This window comes from Maribacter sp. Hel_I_7 (assembly GCF_000688315.1).
Classification (GTDB): Bacteria; Bacteroidota; Bacteroidia; order Flavobacteriales; family Flavobacteriaceae; genus Maribacter; species Maribacter stanieri.
Window position 1 is genome coordinate 2,063,064 of record NZ_JHZW01000002.1, and the last position, 14,756, is coordinate 2,077,819.

The 14,756-nt window shown below is 43.2% G+C and carries 13 protein-coding genes; all 13 read right to left on the bottom strand.

Annotated elements, in window-relative coordinates; all coding sequences use genetic code 11:
• Nucleotides 1-23 precede the first annotated feature (23 nt).
• Nucleotides 24-1,400, bottom strand: a complete 1,377-nt coding sequence (locus tag P178_RS0110480; protein ID WP_027066182.1) for an MBL fold metallo-hydrolase RNA specificity domain-containing protein — start codon at nucleotides 1,398-1,400, stop codon at nucleotides 24-26.
• A gap of 198 nt (nucleotides 1,401-1,598) precedes the next feature.
• Nucleotides 1,599-1,853, bottom strand: a complete 255-nt coding sequence (locus P178_RS0110485; RefSeq protein WP_027066183.1) for a hypothetical protein — start codon at nucleotides 1,851-1,853, stop codon at nucleotides 1,599-1,601.
• A 38-nt stretch (nucleotides 1,854-1,891) separates the two neighbouring features.
• Nucleotides 1,892-2,731: an ATP cone domain-containing protein gene (locus tag P178_RS0110490; protein ID WP_027066184.1), complete on the bottom strand. Its 840-nt coding sequence runs from the start codon at nucleotides 2,729-2,731 to the stop codon at nucleotides 1,892-1,894.
• On the bottom strand, nucleotides 2,724-3,278 hold the full coding sequence (locus P178_RS23705) for a potassium channel family protein (RefSeq protein ID WP_051638238.1): 555 nt from the start codon (nucleotides 3,276-3,278) through the stop codon (nucleotides 2,724-2,726). Before P178_RS23705 ends, P178_RS0110490 begins: the two co-directional genes overlap by 8 nt.
• 15 nt (nucleotides 3,279-3,293) lie before the next feature.
• Nucleotides 3,294-4,124 carry a universal stress protein gene (locus P178_RS0110500; RefSeq protein WP_027066186.1) on the bottom strand — a complete coding sequence of 277 codons (831 nt, stop codon included), beginning with the start codon at nucleotides 4,122-4,124 and terminating at the stop codon, nucleotides 3,294-3,296.
• Nucleotides 4,125-4,148: 24 nt separating this feature from the next.
• A complete protein-coding gene (locus P178_RS0110505) occupies nucleotides 4,149-4,922 on the bottom strand; it encodes an SDR family oxidoreductase (protein WP_027066187.1) in 774 nt (257 codons plus the stop codon).
• Between the two features lie 46 nt (nucleotides 4,923-4,968).
• Nucleotides 4,969-5,958, bottom strand: a complete 990-nt coding sequence (locus P178_RS0110510) for a 2-hydroxyacid dehydrogenase (RefSeq protein ID WP_027066188.1) — start codon at nucleotides 5,956-5,958, stop codon at nucleotides 4,969-4,971.
• Between the two features lie 10 nt (nucleotides 5,959-5,968).
• The gene (locus P178_RS0110515) at nucleotides 5,969-7,237 is read right to left on the bottom strand and encodes an MgtC/SapB family protein (protein WP_027066189.1); all 1,269 of its coding nucleotides are present in this window, start codon (nucleotides 7,235-7,237) and stop codon (nucleotides 5,969-5,971) included.
• 3 nt (nucleotides 7,238-7,240) lie between these two features.
• Nucleotides 7,241-8,215, bottom strand: coding sequence for a 6-phosphofructokinase (locus tag P178_RS0110520; RefSeq protein WP_027066190.1), 975 nt, complete (start codon nucleotides 8,213-8,215; stop codon nucleotides 7,241-7,243).
• Nucleotides 8,216-8,270: 55 nt separating this feature from the next.
• Entirely contained in the window at nucleotides 8,271-10,661 is a 2,391-nt protein-coding gene (locus P178_RS0110525; RefSeq protein WP_036146057.1) for a phosphoketolase, read from the bottom strand.
• Nucleotides 10,637-11,884: an acetate/propionate family kinase gene (locus P178_RS21820; protein WP_051638239.1), complete on the bottom strand. Its 1,248-nt coding sequence runs from the start codon at nucleotides 11,882-11,884 to the stop codon at nucleotides 10,637-10,639. The genes P178_RS0110525 and P178_RS21820 overlap by 25 nt, the downstream gene beginning before the upstream one ends.
• A gap of 87 nt (nucleotides 11,885-11,971) precedes the next feature.
• Nucleotides 11,972-12,184 (bottom strand): hypothetical protein, encoded by a 213-nt coding sequence (locus P178_RS21825; protein ID WP_036146060.1) that lies wholly within the window; start codon nucleotides 12,182-12,184, stop codon nucleotides 11,972-11,974.
• A 31-nt stretch (nucleotides 12,185-12,215) separates the two neighbouring features.
• Nucleotides 12,216-14,756 carry an alpha-glucan family phosphorylase gene (glgP, locus tag P178_RS0110540; protein WP_027066192.1) on the bottom strand — a complete coding sequence of 847 codons (2,541 nt, stop codon included), beginning with the start codon at nucleotides 14,754-14,756 and terminating at the stop codon, nucleotides 12,216-12,218.

The following is a 14,756-nucleotide window of genomic DNA, read 5'->3' on the forward strand; positions in this document are numbered from 1 at the left end:
TAATTTTTGTCTATTTTCATTACCTATCTTATCTCTTCGATACCATAGAGTTGGGGAATTTCACTCTCCCAACCATAGGTTTCCTTAATTCCCTTTTTTAAGGCTTCCGCTCCTTCCTTTTCTCCGTGGATTATGAATATCCGTTCCGGTCTTTCTTCTATATTGCTCAACCAATCCAGCAGTTCGGCATGGTCTGCATGGGCCGAAAGTCCTTCTATCTCGGCCACTTGCATTTTGAAGGATACGGTCTTTCCGTACACTTTTAATTCCTTTTCTCCTTCCAACAATTTTCTTCCACGGGTACCTTCTGCTTGATAGCCAACAAAGAGTAAAGTGTTGTCGGGGTTTTGTGCCTGCGTTTCCAGATAGTTCAACATTCTGCCACCTGTGAGCATTCCGCTTCCGGCAATGACAATTTTTGGTTTGTCATCACTTCTCAGTTCCATAGTTTCATGGTAACTGCTCACGACCGTAAAATGGGAGCACATTTTGTCACACTCGTCATCTTCCAATCTGTGCCAGTCCCGTGTTCTGTGAAATAGATCCAAGACATTCGCTCCCATGGGGCTGTCCATTATCATTGGAACTTTCGGGATTTTGTTTTCCTTTAAAAGCCTCCAGAATATCAACATCATCAATTGCGCGCGTTCAACCGAAAAACTCGGAATAAAGAGGCTACCGCCCCTTGAAATGGTTTCGTTGACCAATTTTTCTATAAGAGGGATGGCCTCTTCCTCTTCGGGATGGAACCTGCCGCCATAGGTTGATTCCATAAACAACACATCCGCCCTTTTTGGTTTTACTGGAGGATATAAGAGCAAATCGTTCGTTCTACCAATATCCCCTGAAAAGACAAATCGTTTACCCTGCACATCCAATTCAATATAGGTTGCCCCGAGAATATGTCCGTTATACTGAAATCTTGCCTTTACGTTCTTTAACAGGGGAAGCCACTGGTTGGGCGGTATTCCCTTGAAATACGGAATGGTCTTTTCAACATCCTTTAAATCGTACAGCGGTTCTGCGGGACTGTGCTTTGAATACCCTTCCTTATTGGCACGTTCAGCCTCCTGTTCCTGTATTTTGGCACTATCGTTCAATATAATCTTGGCGATGTCCAGAGTGGGGTAGGTGCCATAAATTGGCCCTTTGAAACCTTGCTTTACCAATCTCGGTAGATAGCCCGTATGATCCATATGGCCGTGGGTAAGCAATACGGCATCAATTTCGTTGACATTTACAGGTGGATATTCCCAGTTTTTCAGGCGTAGTTCTTTGAGCCCCTGAAATAGACCGCAATCCACAAGTATTTTTCTGTCCCCTGTATCCAGAAGATATTTGGAGCCGGTAACGGTTCCCGCCGCACCTAAAAAATGAATTTTTATCGTATCTGTTTCCATTACTTTTATTCGTTAATGCTGGTTGCCGAACTCTTGTAAATCTCCTAAAATCGTTTTACCGCTTGTCTCCAAACTCAACATCACATTTTATTATTACTAATTTTACTTATCACTACATTCACTAACCCGCGCCTTGGCAGGGGTATAGACCTGTTCAATGGATACTGCCATTTGTTGAGGTCTTTTATTTGTCCGTTGCTAGAGTCCCCCACAGCAGGAAGGTGTGTTTCCTTTGTCTTGGTCCGGTTTGCACAATGCTTCTATTTCCTTATACAAATCGTGAAAGTCCTCTTTAATCAAAAGGGCTAGTTTCTTAGCAGATTTAGGCTCTGAATTGACCATTTCCAATAGTATTTCAAAGGCTTCTTCCAGCAACATTGGATCGTCTTCCATTGCTTGGTAAAATGGCTCTAACTTGATACTCTTCTGTTTTTGCAATTCTTTTGTTTTCATCTGTATTATTTTTTAGGATTACTAAATGTTTAATTATTTTAATGTGCTGTACATAATTCCCTTGAATCTTTGATAATGTTTTTTTGTCTTTGTTTGGGGATACCTATTTGCTCCAATAGTGATGGGTTTTCGTTAATTTCCTTGCAGAGCACAATGCCTGCATCCAATAGTTTGGATTTTTCAGCTTTGGTCAATGTGGTCAAAGAGGTTAAAGGATGTAGGCCGAGTCTGTCTACTCGTTCCTTCAAACCGTGACCTTTAGGATGATCCCAACTTACAAGCATCAATCCGACACAGTTCCCATATTGTAGGGCATCGCTCGTGAAACGGGTATTGGTACAAACACCACCTTGATGAAATTTGGTTTTATGGCCTTGTTGTTTTTCCCATTGCTTTTGTACATCCAGAAATCGTGATTGGATGTATAGCGGAATCTTTACATTGCAAAATCGGCCTTGATCGCTATGGTATTTACATTCAATCATAAAGTGTTTATTATCTTTTTTCGCGATTACATCAATTTCGTGTTGTACGCAGTGGCCTTGAACAATAATCCCTACTTTGGTTTCATAACCTTCATGGCCGAATACCTTACCAACGAACCTTTCAAAGGGGTATCCTGATGGGCCCAACTCCATCAGGGCTTTTTTCAGCTTATACTTTGAGGCACTTACCCTAGATTTTCTCTTTAATATGTTAAAGGCCATTTGATATATCTTTTTTGTAGTCATTCCGTCGTGAACTTCCTTATCAATATCTTGAACTATCTCTTTGATCAACAATTTATCGGCACCCGCCCGTTCTAATGAACGTATCACTTTTTCTATTTCAAAAGGTGCTTTCTCGCCACTTGCCTTTATGATATTTATCTTATCCATTAATGTGTATTTTTTTAATATTGGCCAAAGCAAAGACGATCAAGAAAAAACTTAAGAATATTTCGAGCATAACAACGAACCGGGCTACATCCGACGTTGGAATTATATCGCCATAGCCTACCGTTGAAAAAGTTATCACGCTGAAGTAGAAAAAATGATACAAATTGTACAAGTACGAATTTGAATAATCGGGAACACCTTCAAATGTGGTAGGACTGAATTGAAAAAGGCAGGCATAATCAGTTGCAAAAGAAAAAATGCTTATAATGATTATCAAACCAAAAACCCATAGCAACCGCTCCAACGAATTACAGATCTTTATCAGTTTTGATAATCGTTTTAAAGTGGTCATCGTAATAACGATGGTCTTACCCAATGCTGCTGTTACAATGATAATGTGGAATGGCAACGATTTATGGTCGACCATTGACATTAAAACAACATACAGGATGCCAATACCCAAAATGGTAACAAGGGGCAAGGTCGTTCTTCCCAACAATAATTTATAAAAGGGTTTTTCTCGTATTTGATTTAAGCTTCCCGACATCTTAAAATGATTTATTTAAATTTTAATCGTCATAACCGGAAGTGTGGAATGATTGGCCACACCCTCGGCGATACTTTTTGAGAATAAGCTCAAAAAACCGGTACTTCCGTGGGTACACATGGCAATTAAGTCCGCCGGTTCATAGTTTAAGAAAGTATTGATACCGGTTTCTACCGAAGGTTCATTATTGACGAACATGGAATAATTTTTCAGGTCTGGGAATTTTTCAAGGAAAGTTTTAATCGGATTTAGTCCCGCTTCAATGCTATTGGTATCCGTTTTCGTATTGACGCGCAATAGACGGATATGTGCATTACACTTGTCAGCGATGGAGATTACATGCTTAAAGGCTTCACTTACATCCTCTTCAAAATCAGAAACGAACACGATATTCTTAAATGGAAATGAAACCTCTTCCTCTTTGACCACGATAACGGGAACAACTGATTTTCGTACTATTTCTTCAACGTTGCTACCGAACAATTCCCTGACCGTACCTTTGGTACCACTGCTCCCCGTGATGATAAAATCATGATGAAAATGACCGGAATGTTTGAGAATTTTAGTAGTCTCAACTTGATATTCCAAAAAGGTTCGACATTCTAGACCTTCCTTTTCCGCCCTTTTTTCCAATTCGCGCAAAGCAGATTTTGCGGCCCCGATTTCTCTAAGTGTTTTAGGATATCTTTTTTCCTTTTGCTTATCCAATTTGACCCAGTCCACGGGGGTATGTATTAAATGATAGAAATGGATTTCGGCATCAAAAAGTTTGGCCATCGCTATTCCGAGATTGGCAGCTTTATTGCAGTTTTCGGAAAAATCTGTTGGTACTAGTATATTTCTCATTCTTTCTAATTTTTGGTGTAACATTTATTGTGCGGTGTAACCTCCATCGATTACCAATTCGGAGCCGGTCATGAATTTAGATTCGTCAGAGGCCAGATACACTACGCCATAACCTATGTCATCGGGTTCTCCCAAATGTCCGACGGGGTGTAAACTTTCCAATTGTTTTTTGCCTTCTTCCACATCACCTTGGGCTTTCAGAAAATTTTCTACCATCGGTGTCCAGATATAAGCTGGATGAATAGAATTGACCCGAATCTTATAACCTTGTTTGGCACAATGGAGCGCAGCAGATTTGGTAAATATGGTAACACCTCCTTTACTCGCATTGTATGCTGGTAAATTGGGGTCACCAATAAGCCCTTCGATAGACGAGAAATTAATGATTGAGCCGCCCTCTCCGGTCTCTTTCATCCCCTTGATGCCATATTGGGTACCTAAGAAGGTGCCGTTCAGATTTATATCCAAAAGGTTTTTCCAATCTTCAAGGCTAACTTCTTCTACCGTTCCACCGAGTCCAATACCTGCGGCATTAGCTACAACATGGAGCTTTCCAAATTTTTTGAACGTAGTTTCGATAACCATTTCCCATTGATTTTCTTTGGATACATCTTGTTCAATGTATATGGCCTCACCGCCATTATTCTTTATTTGTTGAACTACCTGATTTCCATTTTCTTCATCGATATCGGTTACAACTATTTTTGCTCCTTCCCGCGCCAACAAAATAGCACTTGATTTTCCTAGGCCGGAGGCACCTCCTGTGACAATAGCCACCTTATTTTTTACTCGATCCATATCTTAAGTTTATATAATTATTGTATTCATATTTTGTTTTTCTCAATTAAGAGACTTCATTTTCAGAATTTTTTCCTTTCTCAAAACAATCCAAATTGTAGATTGTGGTCTCGGCAATATTTGTCAACGCCGTATCGGTCAGAAAAGCCTGATGGCTGGTTATCAAAACATTGTTGAAGGTCATCAAACGCGCAATGACATCGTCTTGTAGTATTTCGTCCGAACGGTCCTCGAAGAAAAGTCCTTCCTCTTCTTCATACACGTCCATCCCGAAATAGCCGATTTTACCTGTTTTTAGACCTTCGATGACCGCCTTGGTATCCACCAAGCCCCCTCTGCTTGTGTTGATCAGCATGACCCCTTTTTTCATCATTCCAATTTGATTCGTGTCAATTAAATGCTTAGTTCCAGAAGTCAAGGGAACATGTAGGCTAATGATATCCGATTCGGCACATAGCGTTTCGCAATCGGTATAGCGAACGCCGTACTTTTCTATAAGATCTACATCCTCAGAAGTGTCATGGGCCAGTATCTTACATCCAAACCCGTGAAGGATTTTAACAAGGATTGCTCCGATTTTACCGGTACCGATGATGCCCACCGTCTTTCCGTTTAGATCAAAACCAGTGAGACCATTTAAGGAGAAATTCATGTCTCGTACCCTATTGTGCGCCCTGATCAGTTTTCTGTTCAAGGCCAATATCAGTGCGACCGTATGTTCGGCTATGGCATAAGGGGAGTAGGCTGGAACTCGGGAAACTTTGATGCCCAATTCTTTCGCTTTTTCCGTGGCCACGTTATTGTAACCCGCCGTACGAAGCGCGATGTATTTTACCTCTAGGGCACTTAACTTTTCAAGTACCTTCTCCGAGGCATCATCACTTGTAAAAAGACTGATAGCCTCGGACCCCTCTGCCAAGGATGCCGTGTTTTCAGTTAATCGCAGCTCAAGTAAGTTCAGTTCGTGTCTGCCATTGTTTGCGGATACTAAATGGGCTTCTTCAAATTTATGTGCACTAAATACCGTTGTTTTCATTATTTCATTTTTAAATTACTGATTGTATTATTATGTAGGCTATCCCTACAATGACAACAGTTCCAAAAATTAGCATTACAAGTTTACCTGTCTTTTTAGAACCTTTGAAATAGGCTATCCCCAACTTTACAACCATATTGCTTATCGTTGCTGTTATAATAACATTGGTGGCCAGCGTTAGTTTTTCTTCCAACGACCCAAATTTTGCCATACTAATGGTAATGGCGTCCGTATCCGCCAATCCAGCAATGAGGGCTGAATAGTATAAACCGCTTTCGCCAAAAAATTGATTTCCATAAAAAACGGCAAAAAGGATAGCCACATAAATACCCCCAAACCCGAGTGCGTTCCAAATATTGAGTGGATTACCAAGCTTGATAGCTGTCTTTGGCACATCTGTATTCTTTTTAATGAATACGAGTGCGCTAATCAAGCAAATAAGGGTAAGAATAGTAAATGGAATTAATAAATAGGAAAGTATGGCACTATTGAAAATATAGGCCAGAATTGCAAGTCTGGGAAACATTATGGCGGAAGCTATAATGATACCCGCAGCATATTCTTTTGAAAGTTCTGGCGATTCCTTACTTCTTGAAGCATATATCCAAGCTACGGCTGTACTTGAAATCAATCCTCCTAAAATTGCCGTGAGCAAAATACCTCGTTTAGAACCGACATATTTTACAAGAAAGTAGCCGATGAAATTCAGAAAAGAGACAATCACTATGATTGCTCCAATCTCAAAAGGGTTGAGCAATCCTTCTGGACCATAGTCTTGATTTGGTAAGAAAGGTAATATAAGAAGCGTAATAATTGAAAACTTAATAAAAGCAAAAAGCTCTTCTGAAGTAATATTTTTAATGAAGGTATTAAAGGTAGTTTTCAATGATAACAGGGTAACCACTATAACTGCAGTGGCAACTGCTTCCTTGTGCAAATGATTGGCAACCATCACGCCCAAAATCAGCGTAGCGAACAATGCCATATTAGTGGTTATACCCGTCATTATGTGTTTTTGTACGATAGAAAGATGGCTCAAGGATAAAAACAAAAGAAATGCTGCCGAAATAATAATGACCAACCAAGGTGTGTAAGCTGTGGTAAGGTTGCCTAATATAAAACCAATGATTGCCACAATAGGGAAGGTTCTTATACCTGCAAAACCTCGTTCATCCTTCAATTTATCGTATTCACGTTCCAGCCCCAGAATAAGGCCAATGCCCAGACTGATTAGCAATCCGAGGATAAATGGGTTAATATTTTTAAAGACTTCTATCATTTCTTACTTTCCAAATATCTTTAAAAGTTCTTGCAGTTCATCGTTAACTTGGTGCTGTTTTACCACCTGCTCAAAGGGGGTAAGGCTCAATTGATTGTCCAAAACCCCGACCATTGCATTTCTTCGGCCCAACAAAAGTGCCCTCACTGCGGCCGATCCAAGCCTGATTCCCAACATTCTGTCCAGGGACGAGGGGTTTCCTCCCCGTTGCACATGACCAAGTTTTGTAATCCGCAGGTCCACTTTTGAATTGATTTCCTTGATCTTTGACGCCACGAGTCCTGCTCCCAATTCATCTCCTTCCGAAACCACTACGATAAACCCATCTTCACTTTTATAGTCCTTGACTTTTTTAAGCAACTGGAGAAAATCTTCACCGCTCTCAGGTATCAATATGGCATCGGCACCAACGCCCAATCCGGAATGAATGGCAATATAGCCGCTATCCCGGCCCATTACTTCCACAATAAATACCCGATTGTGAGATTCGGCAGTATCTTTAATTTTATCGATATTTTCAATGGCTGTGTTGACCGCGGAATCAAAACCAAGGGTGTAATCGGTGCCGGAAATATCGTTATCTATGGTCCCGGGAATACCTATGAATGGGATGTCACAAATTTCTGAAAAAGCAAGCAGGCCCTTAAAAGTACCGTCGCCACCAATGGCTACCACAGCATCGATATCATTGTCCTGAAGGTTTTTAAAGGCAAGTTGCCTTCCTTCCACGGCCATAAAGCGCTCGCTTCTGGCGGTTTTCAATACCGTACCACCACGGTGTACCGTTTTTTGTAGCTGTTGGCTTTCCAAAGGGATAAAATTCCCATCTATCATGCCTTCGTACCCCTTTAGGATGCCGCTTACCCTGATGCCATGTTGCTCAGCTACCTTTACTGTTCCGTAGAGCGCAGCGTTCATTCCCGGAGAATCGCCCCCTGAAGTGAATACCCCGATATGTTTAGTTTTACTATTATCCATTTTCCTTTTTCTAGAAACTATTATTATTGTTATTTAAAAGAGCTTTGTTATCATATTAGGCTTGCCCGTTCCAATTCCAATCTCTGACTTCGGGCATATCCTGCCCGTTTTTACGGATGTAGTATTTGTGTTCGATCAGCTTGTCTTGCATCTCCTGTTTCAGGTAAGCCACTTCGTCGCCGAGGTTCGGTAACCTGTCCAAGACATCCTGTACCAAATGAAATCTATCCATATCGTTCAATACCGTCATATCAAAAGCGGTAGTTATCGTGCCTTCTTCCTTATAGCCCCTTACATGTATATTGACATGGTTTGTACGATTGTAGGTCAACCTATGGATAAGCCACGGATAGCCGTGAAAAGCGAAAATGACAGGCTTGTCTTTAGTGAACAACATATCGAAATCGGCATCCTTTAGCCCATGTGGATGGGCCGTCTCGGTCTGGAGCTTCATCAAATCGACCACGTTCACAACCCGTATTTTTAGTTCCGGTAATTTTTCGCGGAGTATGGATACGGCCGCTAAGGTTTCAAGGGTAGGCACGTCGCCTGCGCAGGCCATAACGACATCGGGTTCTGTACCTTCATCATTACTTGCCCATGCCCAGATACCGATGCCTTTGGCACAATGTATGACCGCCTCCTCCATAGGGAGCCATTGCGGTGCGGGATGCTTACCGGCGACCACAACATTCACATAATGCTTGCTTCGAAAACAATGGTCCATGACGGATAGAAGACAATTGGCATCGGGCGGCAAATAAACTCGGACTATTTCTGCTTTTTTATTGACCACATGATCAATAAAGCCGGGATCTTGGTGGGTAAACCCATTGTGGTCCTGTCGCCATACATGGGACGCCAAAAGTATGTTCAGGGAAGCAATCTTTCTACGCCACGGCAACTCTGAGGTTACTTTTAGCCACTTGGCATGTTGGTTGAACATGGAATCGATAATATGGATGAAGGCCTCGTAACAATTGAACAGACCATGTCGTCCGGTCAAGAGATACCCTTCCAGCCAGCCCTCGCATTGGTGCTCGCTCAACATTTCCACCACACGACCGTCTTTTTTAAGGAGTTCATCGGTAGCCATGGTTTCGGCTTCCCATTGTCGATTAGTGGTCTCGAAAACCGAGTTTAAGCGATTGGAAAGCGTTTCATCAGGGCCAAAAACCCTAAAGTTTCGTTGTGCTTCGTTCAATTTGATTATATCCCTGGCAAATTCGCCTAGAACACGGGTGTCGCCATTTCCCATTTTCCCCCGTTCCGGAATGTCCAAACCGTAATCCCTATAATCGGGCATGTGCAGGTCCTTTAATAAAATTCCTCCGTTGGCATGCGGATTGGCTCCCATTCGCCGTTCACCTTTAGGGGCCAGTTCGGCCAATTCGGGTAAAAATCTTCCGTGTTCATCAAAAAGCGCTTCAGGTCCGTAGCTTTTGAACCAATCTTCCAACTGTTTTAGATGTTCTGGATTACTTGCCACATCAGATAAGGGTACCTGATGCGATCTGAAATGATTTTCCACCGGTAGGCCGTCCACAAACTTGGGTCCCGTCCACCCTTTGGGGGACTTGAGAATGATCATGGGCCAACGTGGACGTTTCGCATTGTCATCCTGGGCGGCATTCTCCTTTATCGCTTTAATTTCCTCGACTACCTGATCCAATAGCTGCGCCATTTTTTGGTGCATGGCCATTGGGTCTTCCCCTTCGATCCAATAGGGTTTCCATCCATACCCTAAAAAAAGTTGTTCCAGTTCTTCATTCCCGATACGGGCCAAGATAGTGGGGTTGGCAATCTTATACCCATTGAGATGTAAAATCGGAAGCACAACACCGTCGGTCACGGGATTAAGGAATTTGTTGGAGTGCCATGCCGTAGCCAACGGACCGGTTTCCGCTTCCCCGTCGCCCACTACACATGTCACGATGAGATTGGGATTGTCAAAGGCCGCACCGAATGCGTGGCTCAGGGAATAGCCCAGTTCACCGCCTTCGTGGATGGAGCCGGGGCATTCAGGGGAGACATGGCTTGGGATTCCACCAGGAAAGGAAAATTGGGTAAACAATTTTTTTAATCCTTCTTCATCCTGACTTATGTGAGGATACACCTCGCCATAGGTTCCTTCAAGGTAGGTGCTGCCAACAAGAGCCGGTCCGCCGTGGCCGGGTCCCGATACATATATCATGTTCAGGTCATATTTTTTGATGATACGGTTCAGATGAACATATATAAAATTTTGGCCGGGGGTAGTGCCCCAATGCCCCAATAACATGGGTTTGATATGTTCCGGTTTCAGTGGTTCCCGCATCAGCGGATTGTCACGCAAATATATCTGCCCCACGGAAAGATAATTGGAGGCCCTCCAATAGGCATCTATTTTCGCTAGATGTTCTTTGGATAATTCCTCTTGTTCTATTTCACTATTTTGCTTTTCCATGTCTTACTTAATTTTGAACCGTTGTTCTTTATTTTTGATTCGATATAGAGGTCCGTCGTACATTTCGCGATCATGAGCTCTTCATCGGTAGGGATTACCAATACTTTTACTTTGCCACCCTCTATCGAAATTTCGGATTTATTTTGATCGTTTCGGTATTTGTCCAATTCAATTCCTACAAAACGAAGGCCTTCGCAAACCCTTGATCGGATTATGGGTGCGTTCTCCCCGATGCCGCCAGAAAAAACCAAGGTATCCAGGCCTTCCAATACGGTCATAAATGAGCCGATCCATTTTTTTACCTGATAGCAAAATAAGGCCACCGCTTCTGCAGCCCTTACATCCGAGCTTTCCATTTTCAGAAGGTCTTGCATATCGGCACTCGTTTCCGAAACCCCTAAAAGACCGGCTTCATGATTGATCAAATGATTGAACTTTTTGGTGTTCATTCCTTCACTGTTCATCATGTACCAAGCAACTCCCGGATCCAAATCCCCACTCCTTGTGCCCATTATACATCCACCTGCGGGCGTGAAGCCCATACTGGTATCCATACTCTTGCCATCTTTCAAAGCAGCCAAACTGGCCCCGTTCCCAAGATGGGCCAGAATGATGCGGCCATTAGTATCTTTGACACCTATTGTCTTCTTCAGTTCTTCCATGAGATAGGCGTAGGAGAGGCCATGAAAGCCATATTTATGAACACCGGCTCGGTCAAATCGCCTTGGTATAGGCAATATTTTTGCCACGCGTGGCATTGTTGTATGAAAGGCAGTATCAAAACAGGCTACCTGTAATACTCCCGGGCATCTATTTTTAAAAAGTTCGATGATTTCGATTTCAGCGGGTAAATGTTCTGGGTCATAATCCCTTATTCGCTTTAATTCCTTTAATAAAATTGCATCTATCACTTCGGCACGGGAATGTTCCATGCCATGGACGACACGATGGCCGACGCATTTGACCTTATCAAACCCAACTTGTTTTTTTAACCAGAGTATCAAAAAGATGGCGGCCTCGTAAAAACCGGGACAGTATACATCATAGCTCATCTTTTCATCCTGATCGACGTAGGTAACATTGAAGCTTGTATTTTTTAATCCAATACGGTTTATGCTCCCTGAAAATATAGGCTTCGGAGTCTTGGCCATTCCATACATGGCGAACTTGATGCTGGACGAACCACCATTTATAGTAAATATGTTTGAATTTTCAGGGTACATTATTTGTATTAGATAAAAAAATTTAGCTTTTAGAAATGAGATTCAACCCATTGAATCGATTGACCCATTACTTTCGTTTATCATGAATCAATTCTTTGACAAGGCACAATCCTTATCCTCCATATAGAAGGTAGCGATTTTTTCATATTTTGGTCCTAGTTCCCTAGCACACCATTCCAACAGCGCAGGTTGTTCCGAACAAGTGGTATTCCTGACCGCCTTTTCCAACTCCTTCTTTAACAGGTCATGGTCAAAGCTTACTTTCTTTAGCACAACTTCATGGTATTCAAGTGTTTTCATTGCGTATTTATTTTAAAATTTTTATATCTAGTTAATGTTGCCACTGAATCATGTTGTCCTCCAAGGGCACGGCAACGCCTTCGTAATCCGGTAGAATACGAACGGTATAGTGATTGGTGGGTCGGGGAGTATTGACCTGGGCATAAAAATTATGTTCCCCTTGTTCTCCCATCCAGTCAAATTTCATATTGATTCTTTCAGGTGGTTTGCCGTTCAAGCCTTCTGCAAAAAGCTCCACAATAATATTTTTAGGATTTATTTCATTCAGCCAGACCGGGACTTTAAAATGATGCTTCTGGCGCTCGCTCTCAATTTGAACTTTTCCGAATTTTATGGCATCCCATTTTTGCCCAAGATCATGCGCAGCATCTAAAACCCTTTTCCCTGCGGCTCCTTTTCTTGCCGCTCTTTTTTTATATCTTGCCGCCCCAGGAAGGTAAAATTGTTCTGTGTACTCCCGTACGGTGCGATTGGCAGAAAATTGGGGAGTAAGGGTCGCCATGCTTTTTCGCATCCGTGCTACCCATTGTTCGGGTACGTCTTTTTTGTTGCGCGCATAAAATTCGGGCACAACTTGTTGTTCCAATATGTCATACAAGGCTTCTGCCTCAGCGGCATCCCAAGCGGGGTCATCGCCATGTTCTTGACCGTCTCCCAAGGCCCAACCTACCTCCGGGGTATAGGCTTCGGCCCACCAACCGTCCAGTTCCGATAAATTAAGGCCGCCGTTGACCAGCACCTTCATGCCACTGGTTCCACTGGCTTCCCACGGGCGTCTTGGGGTATTGAGCCATACATCGACACCCTGTACCAAATTCTCGGTCAACATCATGTCATAGTCGCTCAAAAAAAGTACATGCCTGTGCAAATTATGCTGTTGGATAAATTGTACCCATTTTCGTATCAAAGCTTTCCCTGATTCATCGAAAGGTGGTGCCTTACCAGCCAGTACCAATTGAACGGGATGTTCTGGATTGGTAAGGATACGGATAAAGCGTTCCGGATCGTGCAATAGCAGGTCCGGTCTCTTGTACGGTACAAATCGCCGGGCAAAGCCCAAGGTTAAGGTGTTGGGGTCAAACACCTTTTTTGCCGTTTCAACTATTTCCGAAGGAAGACCCGAAACAATAGCTTGTCTTTCAAATCTTTCCCTGATAAAACTTACAAGTCGATTTCTGGACCGGTTCCTGAATTGCCATAATTTTGCATCAGGAATTTTCGAAATATGTGCTTCATGGTCTGTGAGTTCCCCTCTCCAACGATCTTTTCCGCAGGACTCCGTCCAGAGTTCATCGGCATATTTGGAATCCCAACACGGCATATGGACCCCGTTGGTCACATGGTCCACGGGGATTTCGGGTATTGGCCATCGTGGAAAAAGATTGGTAAAAAGATTTCTACTTACTTCGCTGTGCAACCGGCTAACACCGTTCACGGCACCACTTCCACGAATGGCGAGATAGGCCATATTAAAACTCTCCCATTGATTATTGGAATCTGCCCGACCCAGAGCCATCAAGTCGTTGAAATCGATACCCAGTTCTTCCTTGGCATACCGGCCAAGAAATTGCTCCATAAGCGATGGGCTGAAATGGTCAAAACCGGCGGGGACCGCAGTGTGCGTCGTAAATAGGTTGCCCGCCCTGGTTACGGCAAGGGCCTCTTCGAACGAAGTGCCGTTCGCCTTCATAAAATCGTTGGCACGTTCCAGTACTAGAAAAGCGGCATGGCCTTCGTTCATATGGCAAACTTCGGGATCGATATCCAAGGCCTTGAGCAATTTATAACCCCCGATGCCCAGAACAATTTCTTGTTTTATACGATGATCTGGGCCACCGCCATACAGTTCATCGGTTATGCCACGGTGGACAGGTAAATTGGCCGCATCGTTACTATCCAATAGATAGAGCTTAGACCTTCCTACCTTTACCTGCCACGCACGTAGCCATATCGGGTGGCCAGGTAAAGACACTTTTAACCGAAGCCATTCCCCATTGGGCAGTCGTAACGGCGTAATCGGTAACTGACCTGGATCATTGTAAGGAAACATGGCATTCTGGGTGCCGTATTTATCAATTTCCTGACGGAAGTACCCTTTGTCGTAGAGCAGCCCCACTGCAACGACGGGCACGCCCAAATCACTTGCCGATTTTAGTTGGTCGCCAGCTACATTGCCCAAGCCACCGGCATAAATAGGCAGGGCCTCGTTCAGCATATATTCCATACTAAAATATGCAACGGTTCGCAGCTTGGTCTTTGGATGCTTTTGCTGAAACCAAGAGGGAGCGGAGAGTACCTCTTTGTTCAGTCTTAAAAGACCGTCGAGTTTTTCCCGGAAATCGGGATCGGACAAATGTTGCTCCAACCGATCCCTTGAAACGGTTTGTAATATGACCCAAGGGTTCCGCGTAAATTCCCACAGTTCGGGATCCAATTGTTGCCAAAGTTCATCGGAAGCGTGGTTCCATGACCATCGTATATTGAGGGCAAGTTCTATGAGGTTTTCTACTCCCTCGATGTCGGTGTGCATCGATCCGTAGAGTTGATGCGTAGTGTTCTTTGTTTTTTTCAT

Coding starts and splice junctions, on each gene's coding strand:
- P178_RS0110515 (WP_027066189.1), bottom strand. CDS start 7,237: ATGATAGAAGTCTTTAAAAATATTAACCCATTTATCCTCGGATTGCTA.
- P178_RS21825 (WP_036146060.1), bottom strand. CDS start 12,184: ATGAAAACACTTGAATACCATGAAGTTGTGCTAAAGAAAGTAAGCTTT.
- P178_RS0110485 (WP_027066183.1), bottom strand. CDS start 1,853: ATGAAAACAAAAGAATTGCAAAAACAGAAGAGTATCAAGTTAGAGCCA.
- P178_RS0110490 (WP_027066184.1), bottom strand. CDS start 2,731: ATGGATAAGATAAATATCATAAAGGCAAGTGGCGAGAAAGCACCTTTT.
- P178_RS21820 (WP_051638239.1), bottom strand. CDS start 11,884: ATGTACCCTGAAAATTCAAACATATTTACTATAAATGGTGGTTCGTCC.
- P178_RS0110510 (WP_027066188.1), bottom strand. CDS start 5,958: ATGAAAACAACGGTATTTAGTGCACATAAATTTGAAGAAGCCCATTTA.
- P178_RS0110525 (WP_036146057.1), bottom strand. CDS start 10,661: ATGGAAAAGCAAAATAGTGAAATAGAACAAGAGGAATTATCCAAAGAA.
- P178_RS0110505 (WP_027066187.1), bottom strand. CDS start 4,922: ATGGATCGAGTAAAAAATAAGGTGGCTATTGTCACAGGAGGTGCCTCC.
- glgP (WP_027066192.1), bottom strand. CDS start 14,756: ATGAAAAAAACAAAGAACACTACGCATCAACTCTACGGATCGATGCAC.
- P178_RS0110520 (WP_027066190.1), bottom strand. CDS start 8,215: ATGGATAATAGTAAAACTAAACATATCGGGGTATTCACTTCAGGGGGC.
- P178_RS0110500 (WP_027066186.1), bottom strand. CDS start 4,124: ATGAGAAATATACTAGTACCAACAGATTTTTCCGAAAACTGCAATAAA.
- P178_RS23705 (WP_051638238.1), bottom strand. CDS start 3,278: ATGTCGGGAAGCTTAAATCAAATACGAGAAAAACCCTTTTATAAATTA.
- P178_RS0110480 (WP_027066182.1), bottom strand. CDS start 1,400: ATGGAAACAGATACGATAAAAATTCATTTTTTAGGTGCGGCGGGAACC.